Genomic DNA, 22,364 nt, shown 5'->3' with positions numbered 1-22,364 from the left:
CCCAATGGGTCCAGCCCCGGCGGTGAAGAACTTTAAAATTTGTAGCCTGCCTTGGCGATGATCTGGCGCGGCGGACCGTAGAAACCATCGAGGATGAACACGGCGGGAATGTTGTAGCCATCCGTGCGGTAGCGTTTGTTGCCCAGGTTGCTGCCGTGCAGACTGAAGGTCCAGTTCTTCGGCGCTTCCCACACGACACCAGCCGTCCAGATGCTGTAGCCACCCTGCGCCAGGGTTTCGCTCAAGTCCGTAGTCGGATACACCTTGCTGCGGTAGCCATAACCGACCATGCTGCGCAGCGCGCCGCCGAAGACGTCGCGGTCCGTGCGCGTCAGGTTCAAGCCCACTTGCCTGCGCGGCGTGTTGCTGAACTTTTGCGTATCCGCAATGTTCTTGCCGCCACTCATGAACTCGTCATAGCTGGCGTTCAGCAGGGCGAGAAAACCGTTCACTTCCCACTGGCGGTTCGGCCGCCACGAGAATTCGAACTCGGCGCCTTTCACCGTCGCCTTGCCCGCGTTCGTGAAGTCGCCATAGAAGCCCGGCACGCCGCCCGGCTGTACATAGCTGGTAAACACCGACAACTGGATATCCTTGTAGCGGTTGTAAAACAGGGCCACGTTGGCGTCAAACGTATCGTCCGGCGCCGCGTACTTCATGCCCACTTCCAGCGCGTCGAGTTTTTCATCCTTGTAAGGGCGCGCGGAATCGGGCACCACCAGGTTGTTGGCGCGCACGTTGTAGCCGCCCGACTTGAAACCGCGCGACAGGTTGCTGTAGAAATTCGTCGTCTTCGACGCTTCATAGCGCACGGAGATTTTCGGCGAGGTATTGCTGACCGACAAGGACTTGTCGAAGTCGGCCGCCGTCTGTATGGGCCGCGTAAAACCCACGTCGGCAAAAGCGCGGTTGAGCACGATGGCGCGCTTTTCCTCGCGCGTGTGGCGCAAGCCCGCATTGATGCTCCAGACCTTGCCCAGCGGCCAGGTCCAGTCCGTATACAGCGCCGTGCTGTCCGTCTCCACCGTGCTGACGGCGGCCGTGAACTGGCGCCCCAGGAAGTTGTTGTAGATGCCGCCGCCGGCCGTCCCCTCGAAGCGGTACAGGCCGATCACGCCGGCGCCGTAGTCACCGCTGTACGAGGCCTGCAATTCCAGGCTCTTCTGCTCGTCGCGCGAGTCGCCGAACACGTCAGCGATGGGCTGCGGCAAGCCGTCGAAGTCGATGGTTTGCTCGGATGTGCTGCGCCGCTTGGCGCCGATCACTTTCACGGACCACTCGTTCGACAGCGTGTAATTGGCCACCAGCGAGCCGCCCCGGTTGTGCGTGAAGTTGTGGCCCGGCATGCCGCTCTGGATATCGTAGGCGCTGGTGCTGGCGGGCCGCCTGAGCGGGTCGAAGGCGCTCACGCCCATGCGCTGGAAGCCGCGCACGCCCGATTTGTCGTCCGTGGCGTCCAGGCTCAGCACGACGGTGAGGGGTATGTCCTGCGGAAAGTAACCGACGGACAGGCGCGCTGCCGTACTGTCCTGGTCGCTGACCTGTTCGCCATTGAAGGTATTGCGACCGAAGCCGTCGCGGTCCAGCTTGGCAGCGGCCAGGCGCGCGCGCCAGGTGCCGCTCTCGTTGGCCAGATTGAAGGCGGCCTTGAAGTTGCGCTGATTGTAATTGCCGAGGCCCACTTCCGCCGAGGCGCCGTTTTCCTTCGCCAGGGGGCGCGAAATATACTTGATGGCGCCACCGATGGTGTTCTTGCCGTACAAGGTGCCTTGCGGGCCGCGCAGCACTTCAATGCGCTGCACGTCGAACACGTCGAGCAGCGCGCCTTGCGGACGGGCCATGTAGACGTCGTCAAAATAAATGCCCACGCCCGGGTCCACGCCCCAGACGGGGTCGGCCTGGCCCACGCCGCGAATAAAGGCCGTCAAGGTGGTATTCGTGCCGCGCGAAGCGTACACGGTCAGGTTCGGCACGCGCTCCTGCAAGTCGGCCAGGTTCTGGATATTCGCCCGTTCCAGGGCCTTGGCGGAAAACGCCGTGACGGCCAGCGGCACGTCCTGCAGCCGCTCTTCGCGGCGGCGGGCAGAGACCGTCACGGTTTCCATGCGTTCTTTCGCATCGCTGGCCTCGCTGGCGCTCTGGGCGCTGGCGGCGGCAGACGTGGCGGCCTCCTGCGCCAGGGCCTGTGTAGAAAAGCTGAAGGCACCGGCAACGGCGAGGGCGGCGGGCATTAATTTCAAAGCAAGTTTCATAGCGTCTCCAATGTCAGGCTTGCTTGCCACCAGGGAAGATGACCGGATTCCAGAATCGCAAGACGTAACGGTACCCGCGCGCGCAATGCGAGCACCTGCCCTGCGATGACTGTTTCCCGGCCCCTGCCCGTGCGGCGAGTGGCCTGTTTATTTTGAATGTGTGGCGAGGAAGGACTGCAACAAGGTATTCACACGCTGCGCCTGGTCCAGGGGCGTGGCGTGGCGCGAGTTCGCGATAATCTCGATCTCGCACTGCTGAAACTGTGCGGCAAAGGCCCGCTTGCTGGCGACGGGCGTGTAATCCTGGTCGGCCGCCATGATGAAGACGGGCATGGCCAGGGCCTGGAAATGCAGGTCAATATCCCAGTGGAAAATGGCGTCCAGCGCGGCCAGGTAGGCGCGCTTGTCCATGCCCGCCATCTGCGTGGCGAAGCGCTCGACGAGGGCTTGCTGGGACGGATCAGGAAACAGTTTCTTGCCGATGATCTTGCCCATGGCTTTCAGGCCGAAGGTAGCGATTACCGTGCGGCGCAGCCAGTAGGCAAACAGCAGCGCCGCCGGCTTGCTGCCCTGGAACGGCTGGGAGTTGATCAGGCACAAGCTGGCCACCCTGTCGGGAGCGCGGTTGGCCATTTCCAGGCCCACCATGCCGCCCAGGGAAAAGCCGACGATATGCGCGCGCGGCACGTCGAGCTGGTCCATCAAGTTGAAGAGGTCGTTGGCGAAGTCGCCGATCTGCCAGTCGCCGTTTGGCGCAGGGCTGGCGCCATGGCCGCGCAGGTCGGGCACGATCAGGCGATAGCTGCTACCGAGTGCATCGATCTGCGGGCGCCAGTCTTCGGCGCAGGAACCGAGGCCGTGCAGCAGAAACACGGGATCGCCCTGCCCTGTCTCTGTGCCGAGATCGAGGTCGAGGTGATGCAATGTAACATCGGATGTCGTGTGACGCCGCATTCTGTCTCCTTGCTGTTGAACATGCTTTGTGTTCAGGTGCAGGAATATGTTTTCCTGCTGTTGGAAAACATAATACGGAATCCGAATTCCGATTTCAAGTTAATTCGACAAATATCTCAAGTCAGGTAATTTAAAGCAACACGCACGAGTTCATCTTCGAGTGCCGCGCCCGACAAAAAGGACAGCGAACCCGTCAAGGTATGCTGGTTCAGGATGCCCAGCAGCACGGGCGGCACCACCATCATCGCCTGGGTAGGGTTGGGGTGACGGATGCTGGCCGACTTGCTGGCCAGCACGGCGACCGTGCGCTGGGAGATCAGATGATTGATCTGATGCACCCTGTCGCGAAATTGCGCATCCTGCGACGCGCGCGTGATCAAGGCGCGCAACACGCCGCGCCGGCCCGTGTTGACAGCAACAAACATGGCCACCATGGCGCGGATGAACTCTTCCAGGCTGCGCGTTTCCCACTGGCGCAGCTCCGTCAGGGTCTCGACCTTTTCCACCATGTCGGAAAAAAAACGCTGCAGCAGCAAGCGGCTCAGGGTGTCCTTGTCGCCCAATAAACGGTAAAACGTGCCCACCGAGGTTTCCGCCAGCCTGGCCAGGTCGGCCACGCCAATTTCATCGAAACGGTTTTCCGCCAGCAACTGCTCGCCTACCAGCAGCAGGCGCTCGAACGCTTGCTTGCTGCGCGCCTGGGTGGGCTCGGGTGGAACAATCATCTGCGGGAAGGGCATCGGAAAGGAAGGCATGCGGCGTCGGCGTCTCTCGATAGTGGAACCGTGGTTCCGTTATTGGGTGCGCGTATTGTAACGCGTGAGACGGCCGATGGGGAGCGCCGCGTGGCGCCCCGGCGTGTGCTACCGACCCTGCCACTCCATGTAGACGTCGGCGCGCTGGTAATGCGCGTCGCCGGCGGGCCGCGCCACGTGCTGAAAGCCGCTGCTTTCATACAGGCGGATGGCGGGCGCCAGCTTGCTGTTCGACTCCAGGAACAGCAGTTGCGCACCGCTGGCTTCGAAAGCATCGAAGGCCCGCTCGATCAGGCGGCGCGCGATGCCCAGGCCCTGGCATGCTGGCGTGACAGCCATCTTCGACAGCTCGATGCTGGCATCGCCAGCGCGGATCAGGGCGCAGGTGCCCACGATTTTTCCATCGAGGCGCGCGAGGAAGATCTGCCCGCCATCGTCAAGTATCGAGCGCTGCGGATCGGACAGCACTTTGTCGTCGAGCGCCTCGACATAGAAATAGCGTTCCAGCCATTCGATATTCAGGCGCTTGAAGTCCGCCGCGTAGGGCGCGGCGTAATCGATGATTTCCACGGCGGCCCGCTCGCGCTGGCGCCGGCAAGCGGCGATCGTCTCGCCAAAGCCTTGCGACTGCAAGCGCGCCTCCGCCCGGTCCAGGCTGGCCATCAGCTGCGGCGTGCCTTGCTCGAATACCACATCGACGGCGGCGCGCACATCGTCCCACAGGGGTGCCATATTGCGCAGCAAGGCTTGCCCGGCGTCGGACAGCGCCAGCAGGCGGCGCCGCTCATCCTTGGCGTCCGGCATCTCCACCACCACACCGGCATCGAGCAGCTTGCGCCCCAGCTGCACCACCACCGGGTGCGTCTGGCCGATTTGCGCGGCCAGGGCCGTGATCGCCGTGGGGCCGTTGTCGCGCAGCAGCAATAACAAGGGGAAACAGCGCGAGCTCAGCTCGACGCCGGCCGCCAGATAGCTGGTATCGACGCCCGCATACAGTTGATCGGAAAGACGGCGCAGTCGGCTGCCCAGCATCAGGGAGCCGTAGGTTTGCAGGTTGGAAGACATGTTTGACAGGATATATGTAAGTAGTTACGTATACCCTAACGTAAACAAACTTTCAGTGTCAAGCGTCAGCGCTTGTTGATCGCTTATTCATCATCATCGTCATCGGCCAGCGCCAATTGCAGCCTGGCCCGGAACACCGCCCCGACCATCTCGCCCAGGGTCGGCCACACCTGCGTCAGCCAGCGCCTGCCTTCCTCGCTCGGTTCCACATACGGCGCGATGCGCGTAGCGCAGTCCAGGCCGATTGCGATGACTTGCCCCGCATCTTCCAGGCCGCCCGCGATCATGGCATCGATGGGCAAGGCGATCAGCTCGGCGGTCAGATGCGGACGCAGCAGGCAGGCGGGCGCGATGATGGCGAACGACGCTTCCGCATAACTCCAGCAATTGGTGGGCCAGTGGGCGTTTTTCACGTTTTCCAGGAAGACAGCATCACTGAGCGTTTCCGGATGGGCTTGCGCCTGCGCATAGAAAGCGGCAAGGGCGACGAGTTGTGGCGGGGAAGTCCAGGTGGGCATCGGTCAACAATCCAGGCAAGGCCGCGCCGGGGTGGCGGCAACGGCGGACTCTAGCATGTTCAATCGTCGCGCTGAAACACCAATGAGCCGGGCATAATCACGTCCGCCGCCACTCTCGCCAGCCACAGCCATGCCAACCGCCTTTGAACTCTGGAAAGCCGAACTTTTAATTGTGGGCAACATCGTCCAGGATGACGACAGCACCACGCCGCCCGATGAAGCCCAGCGGCGCTTCCAGCGCTACTGCGCCATGCTCGATGCGCTGACCGGCATGGAAGGCACGCAGTACGCGCTGGCCATTATTCAGTCCGTGCAAGCCGAGCACGATTACGGCGCCTACCAGACGGCCAACCGCGCCGCCTGGCGCTTCGGTGAAACGGCGTATTGCACGGCCCTGCTCCAGGAACTGCCGCGTTTGATCGCCACCCTGCCCGACTGGGCCGGTGACTTTCTCGTCGGCATCGCCAACGGCGAGGGCACGCCCAAGGCCTCGACCATCACCTGCTTCAACACTCTGCTGGCAGCCGCGCCGACGGCGCATCGGGCGCTGATCGCGGCGTTTATTGCACAGGAAGAAGACGACGGCTGGCTCGATCATTGCCCCGGCGTGCTGGGCGCCATCGCCGGCGAGCGCTACGCGGGCATCATGCCTGGCCACAATGGCGCGCCCAGTTACCAGTTGTTCCTGCTACCCGGCGAAGCCGACGCCCTGCCCTGGCAGGCAGCTCTAGCCTGGGCTGCGGCGCGCGGCGCCTGTCTGCCGACGCGCAGCGAACTGGCCTTGCTGCACGCCAACCTGGGCCACGCCTTCCCGGATGCCTGGTACTGGTCGCCGGAAGAGGACGCCATCCTGCCCCGCATGGCGTGGAACCACGATTTCGACAGCGGCACCCAGTACAACTTTCGCAAAACCTACTCGGGCCGTGCCTGCGCCGTGCGCCGGGTCGCGCTGCCGCCATCGGCCGCCGCGCCCGTTCCCCTGCAACAGGGCGAACGCTATGCCGGCCTGATTCTCGGCAGGGATGGCGCGCCCGATTACCACCTGGTGCTGCAGCCGGACAAGTGCGAGCTGGAGAGCCATACCTGGCAAGCCGCATCAAACTGGGCCGCCAGCCTGGGCCACAGCTTGCCGGATCGGCGCGAGCAGACCTTGCTGTATGCGACATTGAAAGAAGAGTTCCGGCCCAACTGGCACTGGTCTAGCGAGACGGGCGACATCGAGGACGAAGTGTGGTGCAAGGATTTTGACACGGGCGTCAGCTATCAGAACGCCCGCGAGTTTGACGGCTACGCGCGCTGCGTGCGCCGAGTGCTTGTATAGTGCGCGTTTGCTCGCGCGAGCTGCCCCATCAAGGAAACCAATGCTGTTATCACTCGACGATCCCATCTGGCCTACCCTGGAAGGCGGCTACCGCACGCCCTACGACGTGGCAGAGGCGCTCAAGGCCATGCAGGCGGGCGAAGACGTCTGGCATGAACTGTGGGAAGAGCTGCACCACCAGGGCGACGTAGGTGTCGCCTCATATGCGGCCGTACCCCAGCTCGTCCACCTGCTGGGCGGCGCTGACGCGCGCGAGGAAGATTTTTATGCGCTCATCGCCCTGATCGAGCTGGAGCGCCACCGCAAGCACAATCCGCCCCTGCCGGACTGGCTGGCCGACAGCTACCAGGCAGCCTGGGCACAGCTTCCCGCCATCGCCGCGCGCGACCTGGAGGGCCAGCTTGACCCCGTCATGCTGGAATCCGTGTTTGCCGTGCTGGCCCTCGCCAAGGGCAACTTGCGCCTTGGCGCCCTGCTGCTGCAGATGGACTCGTCCGAAGCGGACGAGTGGCTGGAAGAGCGTCTCGGCTGGTCGGAGGTCTACGGCGCGGACGCCTAAGGCCTAGAAACGCTCGTCGCGCAGCGCCGGCAGCACCAGTTCGCGCACGAACGAGGCATGCGATAGGCTCAGCAGCATGCGCACGACGGCGACGACGTCATGCACGGGGATCAGCTCGCCCTCGCCCCGCGCCGCCGCATCCGCCAGCGGCACCGACAAGTCGTCATAGGTATTCAGGTAGCCTAGCTGCAGCGCCGTCACGGCCAGCCCCTGCGCGCGGAAACCTTCACGCAAGGCATCGGCGATGCCGTTCAGGGCAAATTTCGAGGCGCTGAACGTCACTTCCGGGCGGCCGCTCTGGCGCAGGCCGGAAGTGGAGCCCGTGAGTATCAGCTGCGGCTTGCTGCTGGCCAGCAAGCGAGGCACCAGGCGCTTGAGCAGCAGGATGGTCGCCGTGATATTGGTATTGACCATGTCGACGATGGCGTCGTCTGCATCACCGAGGAAAGCGTAGTCATCGCTGAAGGCCTTTTCTTCCCATACGCCCAGGTTGTAGATCACCGCGTCCAGCGCGGCCGGCGCATCACGCGCGATGCGTTCGACAGCCTCGGCAGGTGCGGCCAGGTCCGCCGCAATCCATTGCAGCTGTGTGCCCTGGCCGGCAGGCAAGTCGGCGGGTTGCTGGCGCGATACGCCGATGACGGCATGCCCGTCAGCGAGCAAACCGTCCACCAGCGCGCGTCCCAGGCCACGGCTGGCGCCCACGATCATGATGTGCATACTGTGTCCTTTCCAATGAAGTCAACGCTGATGATAGCGGCGTTGTATTAAGCACAGCTGAGGCGACTGCCCATCCCCACGCGTTTACTCGCACGGCGGAAATGCGTATGCTAGGTCTGGCAATCTCCGATAACACACAAGAACGAGACACATGCCTACTTCCAACACCGCCGCAATCAACGCCGCAAGCCGTCCCCTCACCAAACAAGACTATAAGACCCTGTCGCTGGCCGCCTTGGGCGGCGCGCTGGAATTCTACGATTTCATTATCTTCGTCTTCTTTGCCAACGCCATCGGACAGCTGTTCTTCCCGCCGGAAATGCCGGAATGGCTGCGTCTGCTGCAAACCTTCGGCATCTTCGCCGCCGGCTACGTGGTGCGTCCTTTGGGCGGCATCGTCATGGCCCACTTCGGCGACTTGCTGGGCCGCAAGCGCATGTTCACCCTCTCCATCCTGATGATGGCCGTGCCGACCCTGCTGATCGGCCTGCTGCCCACCTATGCCACCATCGGCCTGGCCGCCCCGCTGCTCTTGCTCTTGATGCGCGTCTTCCAGGGCGCGGCCGTGGGTGGCGAAGTGCCGGGTGCCTGGGTGTTTGTCTCCGAACACGTGCCCAGCCGTTTCACGGGCTTTGCCTGCGGCGTGCTGACGGCCGGCCTGACGGTGGGCATCCTGCTCGGTTCGCTCGTGGCGACGGGTTTGAATACCGTCTACACACCGCAAGAAATCACCGAAGGCGCCTGGCGCTATCCGTTCTTGCTGGGTGGCATCTTTGGCTTCGGCGCGATGTATTTGCGCCGCTGGCTGCATGAAACCCCCGTCTTTGCGGAAATGCAGCAGCGCAAGGCACTGTCCACGGAAATGCCGCTGAAATCCGTGCTGCGCAGCCACCGCGGCGCCGTCGCCGTGTCGATGCTGCTGACCTGGATGCTGTCGGCCGGCATCGTCGTCGTCATTTTGATGACGCCGGCCCTGCTGCAAAAGATCCACCACATCGCCCCGCGCACCACCCTGGTGGCCAATACCGTGGCCACCCTGTGCCTGGCCTTCGGCTGCATCATCGCCGGCATGCTGGCCGACCGCCTGGGCGGCAAGCGCGTGATCTTCGTCGGCTCCGTGCTGCTGGCCATTTCCACGTATATCTTCTACACCACCGTCGGCAGCCGCCCCGACCTGCTGCTGCCCCTGTACGCGATGACAGGCCTGTTCGTCGGCGTCGTCGGCGCCGTGCCTTATGTGCTGGTGCAAGCGTTCCCGGCCCAGGTGCGCTTCTCGGGACTGTCGTTTTCCTACAACTTGTCGTATGCGATATTCGGCGGCCTGACGCCCGTGGTCGTGACCCTGATGCTGAAAAACAACGTGCTGGGCCCCGCTTATTACGTGATCGGCGTGTGCGTGGTCGGCATGCTGACGGCGCTGTTCATCAAGGATCAGCGGCAGACCGTGGGACGCTAGATACACGCAGCGCACGGGCTTGCCTCGTGCGCTGCGGTAACTGCCCCGGTAAGCTATCTAGAAAATAGCAACAGGAAGTCTTCAAAGGAGTTTGCAATCTTTCGCCAGTAGTCATCGTCCCACAAGATGACAGAGGGAGCGCTGCGGGCACCCCTGTAGTCGAAACAGAATGGACTGCCGTCACCGGCCATGCCGAAACAGATGATTTCTGTAAAATCAATAATGTCCGGCATGGCTCCCGGCTCAGCACTGACACTTCCAGGCTCCCCATAGCAGCCATCACCTACGAAACACACGCCAAGCTTCGCTGTCTGGGCACTCAATTCGACGACATCCATATAGATGTGAGCCAATTCCGTCTGCAAGACGTTACCGAAAGAATCGAGCTCTTCCTTCAGTCTCAAATTACAGAATCCTTCCGCGTCCCGATACCTTGCTGCAAAAGCAACATACTCGACGGGTAAATCCATACCGTTCATCTGCATTGCTGACTTTACCTTTCACAATCGGAACATGATATTAAAACAAAATTGCTTCTGCACCACCTTCGGGTGGTTTTTTTTGCCCCGATTTGTCGCGCTGCACCAAATTCTGAAAAGGCGTTTCACATCGCGAAATTTCAAACAGCAGGCTCAACAATAAATGCTCTCACTTTTTGAAAATTCATTTCACATCCTGAAAAATTATAATTAAGCCGTTGAAAAACAACGATTAAATTTAAGTTATATGTCTTATATAAGACTTGAACATCGGCGCGAATCGGCCTACTATTTAGTCATGCAGTTTGCTTCGACAAGACGTTGTGGCGCACTCGGCGATTTTCTCAAACATAGCTTTTCTTTTTAGGAGATTCACATGTCCCAATATCAAGACGACATCAAAGCTGTTGCTGGTTTGAAAGAGCAACAAGGCAGCGCCTGGAACGCCATCAATCCCGAGTCCGCCGCCCGCATGCGCGCCCAGAACAAGTTCAAGACCGGCCTGGACATTGCCCGCTACACGGCCAAAATCATGCGTAACGACATGGCTGCCTACGATGCGGATCCATCCAAGTACACCCAGTCGCTCGGTTGCTGGCATGGTTTCATCGGTCAACAGAAGATGATCTCGATCAAGAAGCACTTCAACAGCACCGACCGCCGCTACCTCTACCTGTCCGGCTGGATGGTCGCCGCACTGCGCTCCGAGTTCGGCCCGCTGCCAGACCAGTCGATGCATGAAAAAACCGCCGTCACCAGCCTGATCCGCGAGCTGTACACCTTCCTGCGCCAGGCCGATGCCCGCGAACTGGGCGGCCTCTTCCGCCAGCTGGACGCGGCCCAAGGTGCTGAGAAGCAAGCGATTCAGGCCAAGATCGACGGCCACGTGACCCACGTCGTGCCCATCATCGCCGACATCGACGCCGGTTTCGGCAATGCCGAAGCGACCTATTTGCTGGCAAAACAGTTCATCGAAGCGGGCGCCTGCTGCATCCAGATCGAGAACCAGGTGTCCGACGAGAAACAATGCGGCCACCAGGACGGTAAAGTCACGGTGCCACATGAAGACTTCCTGGCCAAGATCCGCGCTATCCGCTACGCCTTTTTGGAACTGGGCGTGGACGACGGCATCATCGTCGCCCGCACCGATTCGCTGGGCGCCGGCCTGACCAAGCAGATCGCCGTCACCAATGAACCAGGTGACCTGGGCGACCAATACAACGCCTTCCTCGACTGCGAAGAAGTGTCGGCCGATGCGCTGGGCAACGGCGACGTCATCATCAAGCGCGAAGGCAAGCTGCTGCGTCCAAAACGCCTGCCGAGCAACCTGTTCCAGTTCCGCGCCGGTTCCGGCGAAGAGCGTTGCGTGCTCGACTGCATCACCTCGCTGCAAAACGGCGCCGACCTGCTGTGGATCGAAACGGAAAAACCACATATCGCGCAAATCGGCGGCATGGTCAGCGAAATCCGCAAGGTCATCCCGAACGCCAAGCTGGTGTACAACAACAGCCCATCGTTCAACTGGACCCTGAACTTCCGCCAGCAGGTGTATGACATCATGAAGGCCGACGGCAAGGACGTGTCCGCCTACGAACGCACCCAGCTGATGAGCGTGGAATACGACCAGACGGAACTGGCGATCACGGCCGACGAGAAAATCCGCACCTTCCAGGCCGACTCGGCCCGCGAAGCCGGCATCTTCCATCACCTGATCACCCTGCCAACCTACCACACGGCCGCCTTGTCGACCGACAACCTGGCCAAGGAATACTTCGGCGACCAAGGCATGCTGGGCTACGTGGCCGGCGTGCAGCGCAAGGAAATCCGCCAGGGCATCGCCTGCGTGAAACATCAAAACATGTCCGGCTCGGACATCGGCGACGATCACAAGGATTACTTCAGCGGCGAAGCGGCGTTGAAGGCGGCTGGCAAAGACAACACCATGAACCAGTTCTGAGATTTTGGTTTGCTGGTAGAGTGAAAAACCCGCTTCGGCGGGTTTTTTTGCGTCTGCGCTGCGGGCGGGTGGCAATTTCGTAGGTCGGCTTAGCGGAACGCGTAAGCCGACATGCACAGCCACAGGCACGAATTGATGGGGTTACTTATTGAGTGCAAAAGAACCGCTTCCGCGATCTTTATTGCATTTGAAACCTTGTATCGCAGCGACTAGGCTGAAATGCACGCTCAGCTCAATCGCAGGGAGCGGCCATGCATATCCCCGTTGTCATTTTCAAAGGTGCAGCCAGCGTATTCGGTGTGAACGTCCCCGACATCCAAGGCGTCCACTCGTGGGGCGACAGCCTGGAAGACGCGCTCAACAACGTCCGGGCAGCCATCACCATTCACATCGAGACACTGCTGGAGCTGGGTGAACCCGTGGATATCACGCAAAGCAAGATCGAAGCCCTGCAGGCCTATCCTGAGCATGCGGGCGGCATCTGGGCATTGGTGCACCTCGACCTTGAAAAACTCGATAGCAAGCCCGAACGCATCAACATCAGCCTGCTACACTTTGTGCTGAGCAAGATCGACCGCTATGCGGCGGCGCGGCACGAGACGCACAGCGGCCTGCAGTCGCGTGCGGCGCTCAGCTTGATCGAGGCCGAAGCCAAGGGCGGCGGATCGCGGTGATACCAAAATGACTTAACGGCAATCGATATCGATCTCGTTCTGCCCAGCCTTGCTGCCTTTCCTGTAGGTAAATTCGCACAGGCTGACACTGTCGTCCATTCGCCTCGACAAAGTTACTTCACCATGCACGCCGTAGCCGCATTGCAGCCACTTTCCGTCCGGATAGCGGCCTTCCAAACGGTAGCTGAGCGTCGTTTGCCCTTTCTTCTTGCGCTCCCCGCTGGGTACGAGCTGTCCCCTGCGCTCCGGTGCGCCATCGATCGGTGCTGCGGCGCTCAGGTAGAGCGGGCTGTCAATATACGGTGTCCAGCCAGCCGGTACGGCATCCAGTTTGATAGAGGTCACAGGCACGCTCGTCGGGCAAGCCAGTGATGTGGCCACGGCGGCGTGCGCGAACAAAGAAAAGAAACAGCAGGCGGCGCCGGTCAACAAACGTTTAGGTTGCATGGATACTCCCCTATTCGATAACGAAAAAAGCATCGGCATTGTTGCTGGGGTCGATATGCAAGCCATTCTTGTACTGGCCTTTGGAACGCAAGGTTCGCGAAGTCACGATGCCCGGGCGCTTGCCCGACCACTGATCCATGACAATGATACCGTCCAGCGTCTGTCCCAAATACAGGGCCGCGTGATTGCCTTGTCGATGATTCGCATACTTCCCGTTGATAAACGTGGCAATGGCCGTGCCCTTGCGCAGCAAGCGATTTCCCAGCACCGCCTCCCCCTGCTTCCAGGCCAACGTGGCAGGCGCAGCCGCGTAGTGGCGGACCAGCGCGACGCATTGATGGTTGCCCACCATGGTGGTTTTTTCCAGGTCGTCGACTTTGGTATAGGTGTAGGACATGGGGCTCTCCGGGGGGGGTAGGAGAGGCTTACAATACATCGGGGAAACTGTGGGGGAATTGAGAGGGGACAAGGTTTGCGGGGCTTGGGGTATTCAGGGCTGTGGGCTGGGACGTACGCCGAAGGGCCGAGTTTCGCTCAAAAATGGTGAGAGGGGGATTCACATCCTAGCTCAGAACCCACATATATCCTAGATTATGGCAATTTGAAATTTCCATGTATCCCAAAAGGTCCCCCTTCTGACATATCCATCAGCTGCTTGGGAAGCTTCTGCTCTACCATTGAGCTAGACCCGCGAAGCCTGCATTTTACGCGGCTTTCACCATCGGCGTTAAAACGCCCATCCAGACGCTCAAGGAGTGGCAGAAAAAAACGTCGGACCTATTCGTAAAGCGCGTTTATGATCAAACAGGACTGGACAGCTACGCCTTACTTAAGATTTTAGCAGTTCGCAAAAAGGCAACAAGTGGTTCAGCCGTAGCAATCTCGCCGTCCCAAAGCTCTAGCGCAGCGGCCACAATGTCGTCTCGGCATTGGGAGACGGTCGTGGTTACGCGCAATTTATGCGCATATTTGTCAAATAATTTCTGCGCTGCCCCAGATCGCCCTCTCACCTTACCATTTAAAATGCGACAAAGCTGCTCTTGAGATATCCCAATTTCTCGTGCCACTTCTTCTTGACGAAGTCCTTCCAGCCTGAAAATTTCTTTCAGTTGGAGCATATCAGAGGAGGAAAGAGTTGTTGACATATTATGCGCATAATATACAATCGTACGAAGCTTTTCAACTGGGAAATTTATGCTGAACACAACTGAAAGCGCCTTCGATGCGTGGACAAAAGATTGGAGCAGTTCGGCTCCAACTACTTATCGCGGATCGGAAGAACTGGCATTTCAACGTTGGTTCAAGTTCAAGGAAGCTTTTTCGCCCAGCCTTGTGGAATCGGTTATCGACGCGATGCCGCGTCGCCCTACGCAGATTTTGGATTGTTGTGGGGGCTCAGGCACGACTGGGGTTGTCGCTCAGTTTCTCGGCATCCCCTCGACCTTAGTAGAGGTAAATCCGTTCTTAGCCGACCTGATCGAAGCGAAGCTTTCAGACTACCAAGATATCGATCTACCGTCACTCGCGTCTAGAATCCTTCGTCGTGCAGAGAAAATGGAGATTGACGTTGAAAGCCTAAAAGCACGGCTTCCACCTACGTTCGTTGAACCTGGGGTAAAGAGTCGATGGATTTTTTCTCAAGAAATCATTTGCATGATTGAAGCATTCCGCCTTTCGATTAACAGCTGTGTAGATAAAACTGCTAGACGGCTGTTTAAGGTGGCTCTGGCATCAGTTTTGATTGAAGTCAGCAATGTACGAATCGATGGCAAAGGCAGGCGCTACCGCGGCAACTGGCAGTCGAGGGACGTTCAAGCAGAGGATGTGAAAGACGCTTTTGTCGAAGCAATGCAGCGTGTCATTGAAGACATTTATCGCCATGCTAGAGTGCGTCGATCAGAGTTCACTTTATTGCGCGGCGATGCACGTAAAAAAATTCCACTCGTAGAGGGACCAGTCGATCTCGTACTATTTTCTCCCCCCTATCCTAACTCGTTTGACTACACCGATATCTACAATATTGAACTGTGGATTCTAGGATACTTGACGACTGCTGACGATAATGCTCAGCTTCGCCAGTCGACTCTACGCTCTCATGTTCAATGTGCTTGGGCGAGTAAAGGCGAAGTCTTACAAAGTTTGACTTTGGAAAAAACGCTTGAGAAATTGAATGACGTGAAGGGCGAGCTTTGGAATAAGAATTTACCTGACATGGTAAACAGCTATTTCTGCGATATGCGTACGTTGATGCAGGAATGCGAACGAAAACTATCTCCAGACGGACAGATCGCAATGGTGGTGGGGAATTCGTCGTACGCAAACGTCCTCATTGACGTCCCAAAGATTTTAAGCGAACTTGGTCAAACGTTGAAACTGCGGGAGATCAGCAGCAGCGCCGCACGCTCAATGCGCTCGTCCACTCAACAAGGACGCGCTAGCAAAACACTGGCGGAGTCCCTCGTTGTCTTAGGCCGCTGAGTCCAGTCCATACAAGCGCTGGACTCGAATTCTAGAGCATTCCTTCATGCCGTAGCGGCCGCTTTTCGGGCGGTTTTCGATGCATTGTGTACGTCAAAAACTCGGAGACGTACGTCCGTATTGGCGCATTTTGGCTTGGTCTTTTCGATTACGTCCCCGCCCTTCACTCGCCTCATATCGTAAACGCAAAGGTATGCGGACTTTCCGCCGACCTTTTTGCGGTATTGATCCGCCTGGTCTACACCATCACTAAGATGAGTCACCATGGCTGAAGCAGTCACTGCAGTGCCTGTCGATGTGTGCGAACGGACGGCCTTCAGCTCGAGAACATAACGATCAGGATCGGACGGATCTTTACTCAATACAAGGAGGTCTAAGCGCCCGATCGCTGTTGATGGTTCTGGAATTACCGAATGCTTGGTAAGCGCGGTGCGTAGGCCTACCAAAAGCAGCTTCTGAATTATCCGTTCAGCCTGCTCCTTCGGAATCCATTGCGATGCATCAATCCAAAGGTCGCTCCGGGTCTCAGCAGAGTTCAAATTTTCAACAGCAAAAACATTCAAGTGCTCGGTGAGGATTGCGTCATCCAACGTTGGACTGACACAGTTCAAATTTACAGACCAGCTGGTTCCATCAATTCCCGCCGGCAGTACTAAGAAATGACCGGTCCGCACACCAAGAACGACAGCAACTTGGTCCGCCAGTCCACTCGCGCTAATCTTGGAGCAGTTCTCCTGATGATCTGCACTAGAGCCAGGAATGCGCCACGCATTTCCAGTCGCAGACTTACTGACGAGGTAAACGCCCGGCTCGGCTACATCCTTCATACCAAATTGATAGATAGTCTCACAGCCAAGCGAGCTGCCGACGACCTGTGCGGTATCCAAAAAAATCAAAACTAACGAGCCTTGGACCGCAGGTGAAGCACCAGCTCCCCAGCGATCAAAAACCTCGTGCCAATCAAGCTCAAATGGAGCAATGTCGTTTTCATCTACAACCTGAAATGCCTTTGCGCTGATTTTGGCTAACTCAGTAAGATTCGCTCCACCCAGCGTCCCTTTGGCGCTGATGTTAGTCATAGAGCGACCTCCGCTGCCTTCGCAAGATACTGCGCGTACAGGTTCACCGCAATGTTCGTGTTCTCCTCAAAAGGAGGTTCAACAGAACTCTTTACGAAATCGACCGCATTTGCAGTGGCGTTGTAATTGTCCCATTCGCCAAAGTCAACAATGTCGCCATTCCCAAACTTGGGATCAGAAATATTTGCATCTTTCGTTTGCATGCTCTCAACGCTAATTCCTCGACGGGCTCTGCAATAGGCCTGCGCCGCACTGGTCAAAGAACTTGTTATAAGATTCATTTCATCGGAAAGCTCGGTACATGCCTTCAAGTGGTTCAGCCCCCCCAACGTAATCGCATATGAAACATGTCTCGCCCCGCCTTCGGATGCGATGACCAAATTAACAACCCGGACAAGTCGCATTCCAACTAGCCGATCAAGATCCCACATCAACTGCGGATAAAGCGGGCCACCTCGCTCCTTTAACACGGTAGGATCCAACGGTTCAATGTCATAGCAACGCGAGACTGAATTCGCGAAGTACGCCATCAAATTGAAGTGTCGTAGTCCAATTGGACTTGCCCCTCCGCGTTCGACTCCCGACAGGACTGCAAGAATCCAAAAGCGGCGAAAATTCGCGCCTTCTCCGCTAGGCGCTGTGGGCACGTTACGCATCTTCCGTCTCTAGAGTCATAATTGCCTCATCAAGACGCGCCTTGTATTCCTGTGAAAATTTATGGAGCGCAGCATTTTCTGCGGCGTATTCAAGGAGATTAAGGACGCGGTCATATCTTTCCTCCATGGGCATGCTATTCCATGTCAGTCCGACACTGCTGGAGGTAGAGGATTCGGATGGCGGCGATACCAAACCAAGAAGTGCAGGGATCATCTGACTTCCATTTAGATTTGATGACGTTATTAACGTACTCTCTAGACGAGTCGCCGACTTGGCAAAGCTATTTAGCGCGTGGCCAGCACGAGGGATGAAGACAGCATCCAAGCTCGCCTCTGGCGTTTCCATCACAATCGTCACAGCGGTATCACTAGCAGCGATGGCCAATATTCCCATGCGAAAAGCCAATTCGATGAATTCCATCTGCGATTCAGAGACCGTGTGCGCACCTTCTCGTGGAGTGCCGCTCTGTCTATACACACCGGAAGTCATGTTGACATGAAACTCGGGGAAAAGGAGCTCTATTGAGGATGACATTTGTCCGATATTTCGAGGCTCAGTGCGGTGAGTTAGTTCACAGCGTTCTGCGAGGAACGCTTCGATAAACACACCAAATTTTTCAATCAATTCATCCTTGAACCCTTCGACGTTTGTAGACAATGCATCTACGATCGTCTTGATCTTTACGAGAGCGTCGTTCTTTTCGTACTTATAATCTTCGACCGTTTCTGCCAATGCCTTGAGGCGTTCGCTGAAATCCTGCAGATTAGAGGGCGTGTTCTTATCCAAGTACGATCTGGCGATCCGAATTTTCGTTTTCAGGCCGTTCAACTCACCTTCGAGACGCCAGCGAGATTCCTCTGCTCCAATGAATTTCAAACTTACCTGCTTAATTTCAACCAGCAATGCCTGTTCCCCGCTGAGATATTTCTTGCGTTCCTGGGAGAGGAAATTTAGGCGCTCTTTCCCGTCAACGGATTCTTCGACGTATGGATTCGCTTCTTGGTGCGAGATATCAGCAGAACAGATAGGGCAATCTAACGACTCCTCAAGCTTCTTCCGCGCCTCAGCTAAGCGCGCAGCATCTTTATTGCCGCAGACAATGCACCCTCGCCCAGACTGAATATTCGACAGAATGAACGCACTATAGTCATCCATTTTCGGAAAAATTCCGGCGATCAGCTCTTCTCGCAGAGCCCTTTCCTCTTGGAGAAGGCGTTCAGCGTCATTACGGTTTTGTTCCAACGATTGCCGAAGCGTTCGCCTCTGCTTGTCGTAGTCCGATGCCTTATTTGTTTGGTCCTCAAGTGAACGCTCAAGCTCGTTTGCCGCAGCCTGAAGCAATGCCAACTCTTCTGGCTGTGCCTTTGCGTTTTCCACTATTGCTTTGTCGAAGCGTTTTCTCTCTTTAGTAAGGATTGCCTGAATATTTCGGGCAGAGCTATCTGCAGACAACGCATTGTTTAGCGAGTCCTTGTAATTATGATCAACGCTGTCTGGGAAAAACAAGACACGAAATACCTCAGTCTGTGCCCCTTTGTCCCAAATCAGCGTACGACGGTCTTCCAAGAAAAATACCAAATAGCGAAGTATCAGCACGAAGTCATAAAAATCATCAAGCCCTGCCAATCGACTGATTACAGCCTTATAGGTATCGCCTAAATCGTCGAGCCGTTGGGATTGTGGATCAGGAGGATCAACAGTAAATTCAAGTAATTCTAAGTTCTTCAACGATCTCTTTATTTCAATCGTGTGAACGCCCAAACGGAATTTTAAGGTCGCGGTGGCGCTCTTTGCTCGATCCGGCACGCGCACCGCGAAAATATCGGAATCAACAGTTCGCAAGGTTCTCTTCGAGTCGCCTAACTCCTGCCCATCCCGCAAATCTTTGTCGCCCGCCAGCATTCTAAAAAGAATATTTAGAAGCGTGGTTTTCCCAACGCCATTGATGCCAACAATTACGTTCATTCCTGAAAGAAAAGAATGATTAAGCCCAGGATTTTGTTCTGTCCCTGGATACAACAAATATCCGTCAACGCGAATATGATCCAAAATTGGAAAATTTACTTTCTTCGAGGTCGGCACTGGAATTGGGACGTTCATTTCGTCTTTTCGTCGAAGTACAATTTAAAAAGCATAAAAAATATGGAAAAAAGGTTGGCGCCCCTAGCATCGTAGCAAGTACAGTAAAACACAATTCAACACTGATTGTCTGTTGCACTTTACCCGCAGCCTTGTGATCGATCAAGATCCTACAGCCTAATGACAAGGTTTCATCGCAACTATGGACAATTACCAGCATTTTGTCTATGAAAATCTTTTCGCAATAGATACAGGCTTAAAGCGAAAATTCTATTTCTACTAAGCATAACTTTTCACATGGCGTCCAACGGTTCTTGCCGCAACTCTGTTCCGTTGAGCACAAAGTGCGAATAAGGCAGGAGTGAAGCTAGTTGACCGGCACCGCCGGTTAGCTAACTTCATCTATCCTGCCCCACTTCGCGCAGCGACTGAACCACTAAAATCATCGGACGCAAATTCGACCGAACCATTTTTTTTCAGGTACGAGAGCAGATTAGCAGGAATGTATGCCGAAACTAGCACGGTAGATCTGCGGTAATACGGAGAGCCAGGGTCAGGCCTGCCATTCGGACACGGACTGATGCATTGGCCGCCGTAAAAGCATGCTCAGTCGATACCTAATTTAGACCCACGAACGCACGGCGGTAACAGTTGGACGATTCGGATAGAGCCGATAGGCCCACCCCGTGACGTCTTACGGGGTGGGGGACTTCTAATCCAGCCACTGTTAACTCCCACTCAAGCGACTCCACGCCTAGCGTCAATGCAGCGCTGCTGCCATTGAGCGATTTCCTCTGCGTCCCAGGCGATGGACTTGGGGCCGATAGGAATCGGCGCTGGCAACACGCCTGCCTTTACCTTGCGCCAGATTGTGGCACGGGACCAGCCGGTAGCCTCGATTACCGCAGGCAAGCGGAGGAATTTTTTAGTCGTGGTCATAAGATTCTCCTTCGATTGATGAACAGCAAACAATGGAGAGTCATGCCGACTCTCCGCGATCATTCCGGCAGCACCAAGACTGCCTCTTGTGCATCTCGTTTATTCCATGCGCTACGGCCCTCATACCAGTGGGCGGTCATCTGCCCAGATAGATGGAAGTGACCTGCTCACGTCCATGTCCCATCTCCGTCGAAATCTTCAGCCGCGCAGCTTGATCTGCGATTTTTTGCGAAGCATCCAGCTGCCTCGAAGTCAGGCCGCCACTGGCTGGACAGGGTCGGCCAGTCAACTCGGCATAGCGCCGCTGTGCGTACTCATGACGTAGCCCATGCACGCCATGGATGCCAGCCTTGTCGCACTGCGCACGAAAGCGGTTCAACTGGTCCCGATACCGCAACTGCGCCGGAATCAAGCTGCCTTTGCCCGCCAGCGCCTTGGCCGCCTCCAGCAGGGCGCGCTGCTGCATGCTGGTAATCGGCACCTCCCGGTATTTGCCACCCTTGGTCCAGCTATCCTGCAGCCGCAGAATGCTCCCGCCATCGGCCCATCCCGGCTTGATCTTGATGCTTTCCTCGCGCCGCAAACCAAACGCCGCCTGCAGCTGCAAGGACATGCGCGTACAAGGATCGTTCACGCGGGCGAGCGTGTCGGCGTCGAGCACCTTCGCCTTCGAGACATTGGTGACAAACACCCGCTCCGCGATGCCGTATTCGCCGTTGGTGCGCGCAATGATGTTCTCCTTGCCGATCTTCTCGGCCCACCAGCGCAGGGCGCTCATGCGATTCTTGATCGTTCCGGTACTGACGCCATCCTGCTTCCACTTGTCGAGCAGCGCCGCCACATGCTTCGGTTTCAGGCTGTCCACGCTCATATGCTGGAAGCCCCGCTCCGCCAGGTCGTTGGCGCACAGGTTTAATAGGCGCTCGCGGTCGGCCTGCGTCGCAAAGCTGCCATCCCGGTTGCGGTGACACAGTTGCTTGAGCTGGTAGTTCAGGTCGCGCATGGCAAAGTCATCCCTTCGATCTTGGGTTTCCACATCGATGTTGCGTGGTGTAATCCTGTCTGGTAAGTGTTTCTGGCCACCCTCACTGCCTCAGCAGAAAAGGTTGAATCAAGGGCCTCGGGACACCACTCCCGTGTATGCGGTTGCTGTTACTGCCTGCCCGCGCCGCATGCGCGTGTGGCACCGTTGCGCGCTCCCGGAGGAAGCTGCCGCAGCGGGGACCAATCACCCAGGGTCCATGGAGTGCACATCGTGCACGGATCAACTTCTACTAATCAGCCCGTAGCGGGCAAAGGAAATCGCAAGGCTAGCCTGCGATGAAGAGGCATCTGGCCTCGTCACTGAGCACCGTCACGCGGACGCTCTGTGCTTGCCGCCTGGGCCTATGCCGTCGGCGGCGCGTCGTCACTGGCAGCACGCCGCCAGTAACGACGCGCGCACGTAGCCATGGCATGTGACGGCATACATGCCAGCATCGCACTCGCGGTGACGATACTGGCGGCTCTGAAGCACATGCGCTGGCGGCGGCCGCGATGGCATCGCATCGCTGGCATTTCTGCTGACGGTGCGGCTTGCGGCAAAGCCATGCTGTGCTTCATAGGGTGCGCTACCTCGCGGGGTATGCGAACCAATCGGGGCAGGAGTCTTGCTCCTGTTTGAAGAAGCGCCCACCGGGCGCAATCATCCAGGCAATCCGTCTTGCGGATTGTGGGATATGTAGGCGCTGAAGGCAGCGCTTTATCGTGCCGAGATGTGCATGCTTCTGCATGGCCCGGCGATATATCTAGCAGAAACTGCTATGTATCATGGTGGCGGGTAACGACCGCAACGCCTATGCCGCTAAGCATAGGGACATGCTCGAAGCATGCCCTCGTGGGAGCGATTCCCACATAAGAGAGCTTCATTCTATGCCTGATATTGACGTTTGCAAGCGGTTCGTTTCGTCAAGTGCGCTTTTCGTACTACGCAGAA

At 57.4% G+C, this 22,364-nt stretch carries 21 protein-coding genes; 6 read left to right on the top strand and 15 right to left on the bottom strand.

The annotated features are described in order from the left end of the window. Positions 1 to 32 precede the first annotated feature (32 nt). The 5 genes from CLU92_RS25345 to CLU92_RS25325 form a co-directional block, all read right to left on the bottom strand. Entirely contained in the window at positions 33 to 2,252 is a 2,220-nt protein-coding gene (locus tag CLU92_RS25345) for a TonB-dependent receptor (protein ID WP_208327818.1), read from the bottom strand. A 147-nt stretch (positions 2,253 to 2,399) separates the two neighbouring features. Beyond that, positions 2,400 to 3,206 (bottom strand): alpha/beta fold hydrolase, encoded by an 807-nt coding sequence (locus tag CLU92_RS25340; RefSeq protein ID WP_101484112.1) that lies wholly within the window; start codon positions 3,204 to 3,206, stop codon positions 2,400 to 2,402. Between the two features lie 116 nt (positions 3,207 to 3,322). Further along, positions 3,323 to 3,961 carry a TetR/AcrR family transcriptional regulator gene (locus CLU92_RS25335; RefSeq protein ID WP_208327819.1) on the bottom strand — a complete coding sequence of 213 codons (639 nt, stop codon included), beginning with the start codon at positions 3,959 to 3,961 and terminating at the stop codon, positions 3,323 to 3,325. Positions 3,962 to 4,069: 108 nt separating this feature from the next. Then, positions 4,070 to 5,026, bottom strand: a complete 957-nt coding sequence (locus tag CLU92_RS25330; RefSeq protein ID WP_101484111.1) for a bifunctional helix-turn-helix transcriptional regulator/GNAT family N-acetyltransferase — start codon at positions 5,024 to 5,026, stop codon at positions 4,070 to 4,072. Positions 5,027 to 5,109: 83 nt separating this feature from the next. Next, positions 5,110 to 5,544: a hypothetical protein gene (locus CLU92_RS25325; RefSeq protein ID WP_101484110.1), complete on the bottom strand. Its 435-nt coding sequence runs from the start codon at positions 5,542 to 5,544 to the stop codon at positions 5,110 to 5,112. Positions 5,545 to 5,674: 130 nt separating this feature from the next. Between CLU92_RS25325 and CLU92_RS25320 the strand changes: the two genes are divergently transcribed. After that, positions 5,675 to 6,865 carry a DUF1566 domain-containing protein gene (locus tag CLU92_RS25320; protein ID WP_143452645.1) on the top strand — a complete coding sequence of 397 codons (1,191 nt, stop codon included), beginning with the start codon at positions 5,675 to 5,677 and terminating at the stop codon, positions 6,863 to 6,865. A 40-nt stretch (positions 6,866 to 6,905) separates the two neighbouring features. Next, complete coding sequence (locus CLU92_RS25315) at positions 6,906 to 7,424, top strand: hypothetical protein (protein WP_101484108.1); 519 nt, start codon at positions 6,906 to 6,908, stop codon at positions 7,422 to 7,424. Between the two features lie 3 nt (positions 7,425 to 7,427). On the opposite strand, the gene CLU92_RS25310 is transcribed toward CLU92_RS25315, so the two are convergent. Further along, positions 7,428 to 8,144, bottom strand: a complete 717-nt coding sequence (locus CLU92_RS25310) for an SDR family oxidoreductase (protein ID WP_101484107.1) — start codon at positions 8,142 to 8,144, stop codon at positions 7,428 to 7,430. A gap of 151 nt (positions 8,145 to 8,295) precedes the next feature. Here CLU92_RS25310 and CLU92_RS25305 point away from each other — a divergent pair, with 151 nt between their 5' ends. After that, positions 8,296 to 9,600, top strand: a complete 1,305-nt coding sequence (locus CLU92_RS25305; protein WP_101484106.1) for an MFS transporter — start codon at positions 8,296 to 8,298, stop codon at positions 9,598 to 9,600. A gap of 53 nt (positions 9,601 to 9,653) precedes the next feature. Here CLU92_RS25305 and CLU92_RS25300 read toward each other — a convergent pair whose 3' ends face one another. Then, a complete protein-coding gene (locus CLU92_RS25300; protein ID WP_180338582.1) occupies positions 9,654 to 10,079 on the bottom strand; it encodes an SMI1/KNR4 family protein in 426 nt (141 codons plus the stop codon). 376 nt (positions 10,080 to 10,455) lie between these two features. On the opposite strand from CLU92_RS25300, the gene CLU92_RS25295 reads away from it, so the two are divergent. After that, on the top strand, positions 10,456 to 12,036 hold the full coding sequence (locus CLU92_RS25295) for an isocitrate lyase (protein WP_101484104.1): 1,581 nt from the start codon (positions 10,456 to 10,458) through the stop codon (positions 12,034 to 12,036). A gap of 251 nt (positions 12,037 to 12,287) precedes the next feature. After that, positions 12,288 to 12,710: a type II toxin-antitoxin system HicB family antitoxin gene (locus CLU92_RS25290; protein ID WP_101484103.1), complete on the top strand. Its 423-nt coding sequence runs from the start codon at positions 12,288 to 12,290 to the stop codon at positions 12,708 to 12,710. A 12-nt stretch (positions 12,711 to 12,722) separates the two neighbouring features. Here the strand turns inward: CLU92_RS25290 and CLU92_RS25285 are convergent, their stop codons facing one another. The 3 genes from CLU92_RS25285 to CLU92_RS27565 form a co-directional block, all read right to left on the bottom strand. Beyond that, a complete protein-coding gene (locus CLU92_RS25285) occupies positions 12,723 to 13,157 on the bottom strand; it encodes an STY0301 family protein (protein WP_143452644.1) in 435 nt (144 codons plus the stop codon). 10 nt (positions 13,158 to 13,167) lie between these two features. Continuing rightward, positions 13,168 to 13,554 (bottom strand): BPSL0067 family protein, encoded by a 387-nt coding sequence (locus CLU92_RS25280; RefSeq protein WP_101484101.1) that lies wholly within the window; start codon positions 13,552 to 13,554, stop codon positions 13,168 to 13,170. A 421-nt stretch (positions 13,555 to 13,975) separates the two neighbouring features. Further along, positions 13,976 to 14,302 (bottom strand): helix-turn-helix transcriptional regulator, encoded by a 327-nt coding sequence (locus tag CLU92_RS27565; RefSeq protein ID WP_143452643.1) that lies wholly within the window; start codon positions 14,300 to 14,302, stop codon positions 13,976 to 13,978. A 49-nt stretch (positions 14,303 to 14,351) separates the two neighbouring features. Here CLU92_RS27565 and CLU92_RS25275 point away from each other — a divergent pair, with 49 nt between their 5' ends. Continuing rightward, positions 14,352 to 15,635 (top strand): hypothetical protein, encoded by a 1,284-nt coding sequence (locus CLU92_RS25275; RefSeq protein ID WP_101484100.1) that lies wholly within the window; start codon positions 14,352 to 14,354, stop codon positions 15,633 to 15,635. Between the two features lie 44 nt (positions 15,636 to 15,679). Here the strand turns inward: CLU92_RS25275 and CLU92_RS25270 are convergent, their stop codons facing one another. The 5 genes from CLU92_RS25270 to CLU92_RS25250 form a co-directional block, all read right to left on the bottom strand. Then, on the bottom strand, positions 15,680 to 16,714 hold the full coding sequence (locus CLU92_RS25270; protein ID WP_101484099.1) for a hypothetical protein: 1,035 nt from the start codon (positions 16,712 to 16,714) through the stop codon (positions 15,680 to 15,682). Then, a complete protein-coding gene (locus tag CLU92_RS25265; protein ID WP_143452642.1) occupies positions 16,711 to 17,370 on the bottom strand; it encodes a hypothetical protein in 660 nt (219 codons plus the stop codon). The genes CLU92_RS25270 and CLU92_RS25265 overlap by 4 nt, the downstream gene beginning before the upstream one ends. Then, a complete protein-coding gene (locus CLU92_RS25260; RefSeq protein WP_101484097.1) occupies positions 17,363 to 19,471 on the bottom strand; it encodes an AAA family ATPase in 2,109 nt (702 codons plus the stop codon). Before CLU92_RS25260 ends, CLU92_RS25265 begins: the two co-directional genes overlap by 8 nt. Positions 19,472 to 20,188: 717 nt before the next feature. Beyond that, entirely contained in the window at positions 20,189 to 20,389 is a 201-nt protein-coding gene (locus tag CLU92_RS25255; protein ID WP_034760447.1) for an AlpA family transcriptional regulator, read from the bottom strand. A gap of 136 nt (positions 20,390 to 20,525) precedes the next feature. Then, positions 20,526 to 21,392 carry a phage integrase N-terminal domain-containing protein gene (locus CLU92_RS25250; protein ID WP_101484096.1) on the bottom strand — a complete coding sequence of 289 codons (867 nt, stop codon included), beginning with the start codon at positions 21,390 to 21,392 and terminating at the stop codon, positions 20,526 to 20,528. Positions 21,393 to 22,364 lie beyond the last annotated feature (972 nt).

The sequence above is a fragment of the Janthinobacterium sp. 61 genome (assembly GCF_002846335.1).
Classification (GTDB): Bacteria; Pseudomonadota; Gammaproteobacteria; order Burkholderiales; family Burkholderiaceae_D; genus Janthinobacterium.
Note: the sequence above shows the minus strand (reverse complement) of the source record. Positions and strands in the feature narration are given on the sequence as shown.

Excerpts from the sequence above, each read along its gene's own strand:
- CLU92_RS25345 (WP_208327818.1), bottom strand. The coding sequence starts at position 2,252 with ATGAAACTTGCTTTGAAATTAATGCCCGCCGCCCTCGCCGTTGCCGGT.
- CLU92_RS25340 (WP_101484112.1), bottom strand. The coding sequence starts at position 3,206 with ATGCGGCGTCACACGACATCCGATGTTACATTGCATCACCTCGACCTC.
- CLU92_RS25335 (WP_208327819.1), bottom strand. The coding sequence starts at position 3,961 with ATGCCTTCCTTTCCGATGCCCTTCCCGCAGATGATTGTTCCACCCGAG.
- CLU92_RS25330 (WP_101484111.1), bottom strand. The coding sequence starts at position 5,026 with ATGTCTTCCAACCTGCAAACCTACGGCTCCCTGATGCTGGGCAGCCGA.
- CLU92_RS25325 (WP_101484110.1), bottom strand. The coding sequence starts at position 5,544 with ATGCCCACCTGGACTTCCCCGCCACAACTCGTCGCCCTTGCCGCTTTC.
- CLU92_RS25320 (WP_143452645.1), top strand. The coding sequence starts at position 5,675 with ATGCCAACCGCCTTTGAACTCTGGAAAGCCGAACTTTTAATTGTGGGC.
- CLU92_RS25315 (WP_101484108.1), top strand. The coding sequence starts at position 6,906 with ATGCTGTTATCACTCGACGATCCCATCTGGCCTACCCTGGAAGGCGGC.
- CLU92_RS25310 (WP_101484107.1), bottom strand. The coding sequence starts at position 8,144 with ATGCACATCATGATCGTGGGCGCCAGCCGTGGCCTGGGACGCGCGCTG.
- CLU92_RS25305 (WP_101484106.1), top strand. The coding sequence starts at position 8,296 with ATGCCTACTTCCAACACCGCCGCAATCAACGCCGCAAGCCGTCCCCTC.
- CLU92_RS25300 (WP_180338582.1), bottom strand. The coding sequence starts at position 10,079 with ATGAACGGTATGGATTTACCCGTCGAGTATGTTGCTTTTGCAGCAAGG.
- CLU92_RS25295 (WP_101484104.1), top strand. The coding sequence starts at position 10,456 with ATGTCCCAATATCAAGACGACATCAAAGCTGTTGCTGGTTTGAAAGAG.
- CLU92_RS25290 (WP_101484103.1), top strand. The coding sequence starts at position 12,288 with ATGCATATCCCCGTTGTCATTTTCAAAGGTGCAGCCAGCGTATTCGGT.
- CLU92_RS25285 (WP_143452644.1), bottom strand. The coding sequence starts at position 13,157 with ATGCAACCTAAACGTTTGTTGACCGGCGCCGCCTGCTGTTTCTTTTCT.
- CLU92_RS25280 (WP_101484101.1), bottom strand. The coding sequence starts at position 13,554 with ATGTCCTACACCTATACCAAAGTCGACGACCTGGAAAAAACCACCATG.
- CLU92_RS27565 (WP_143452643.1), bottom strand. The coding sequence starts at position 14,302 with ATGTCAACAACTCTTTCCTCCTCTGATATGCTCCAACTGAAAGAAATT.
- CLU92_RS25275 (WP_101484100.1), top strand. The coding sequence starts at position 14,352 with ATGCTGAACACAACTGAAAGCGCCTTCGATGCGTGGACAAAAGATTGG.
- CLU92_RS25270 (WP_101484099.1), bottom strand. The coding sequence starts at position 16,714 with ATGACTAACATCAGCGCCAAAGGGACGCTGGGTGGAGCGAATCTTACT.
- CLU92_RS25265 (WP_143452642.1), bottom strand. The coding sequence starts at position 17,370 with ATGCGTAACGTGCCCACAGCGCCTAGCGGAGAAGGCGCGAATTTTCGC.
- CLU92_RS25260 (WP_101484097.1), bottom strand. The coding sequence starts at position 19,471 with ATGAACGTCCCAATTCCAGTGCCGACCTCGAAGAAAGTAAATTTTCCA.
- CLU92_RS25255 (WP_034760447.1), bottom strand. The coding sequence starts at position 20,389 with ATGACCACGACTAAAAAATTCCTCCGCTTGCCTGCGGTAATCGAGGCT.
- CLU92_RS25250 (WP_101484096.1), bottom strand. The coding sequence starts at position 21,392 with ATGCGCGACCTGAACTACCAGCTCAAGCAACTGTGTCACCGCAACCGG.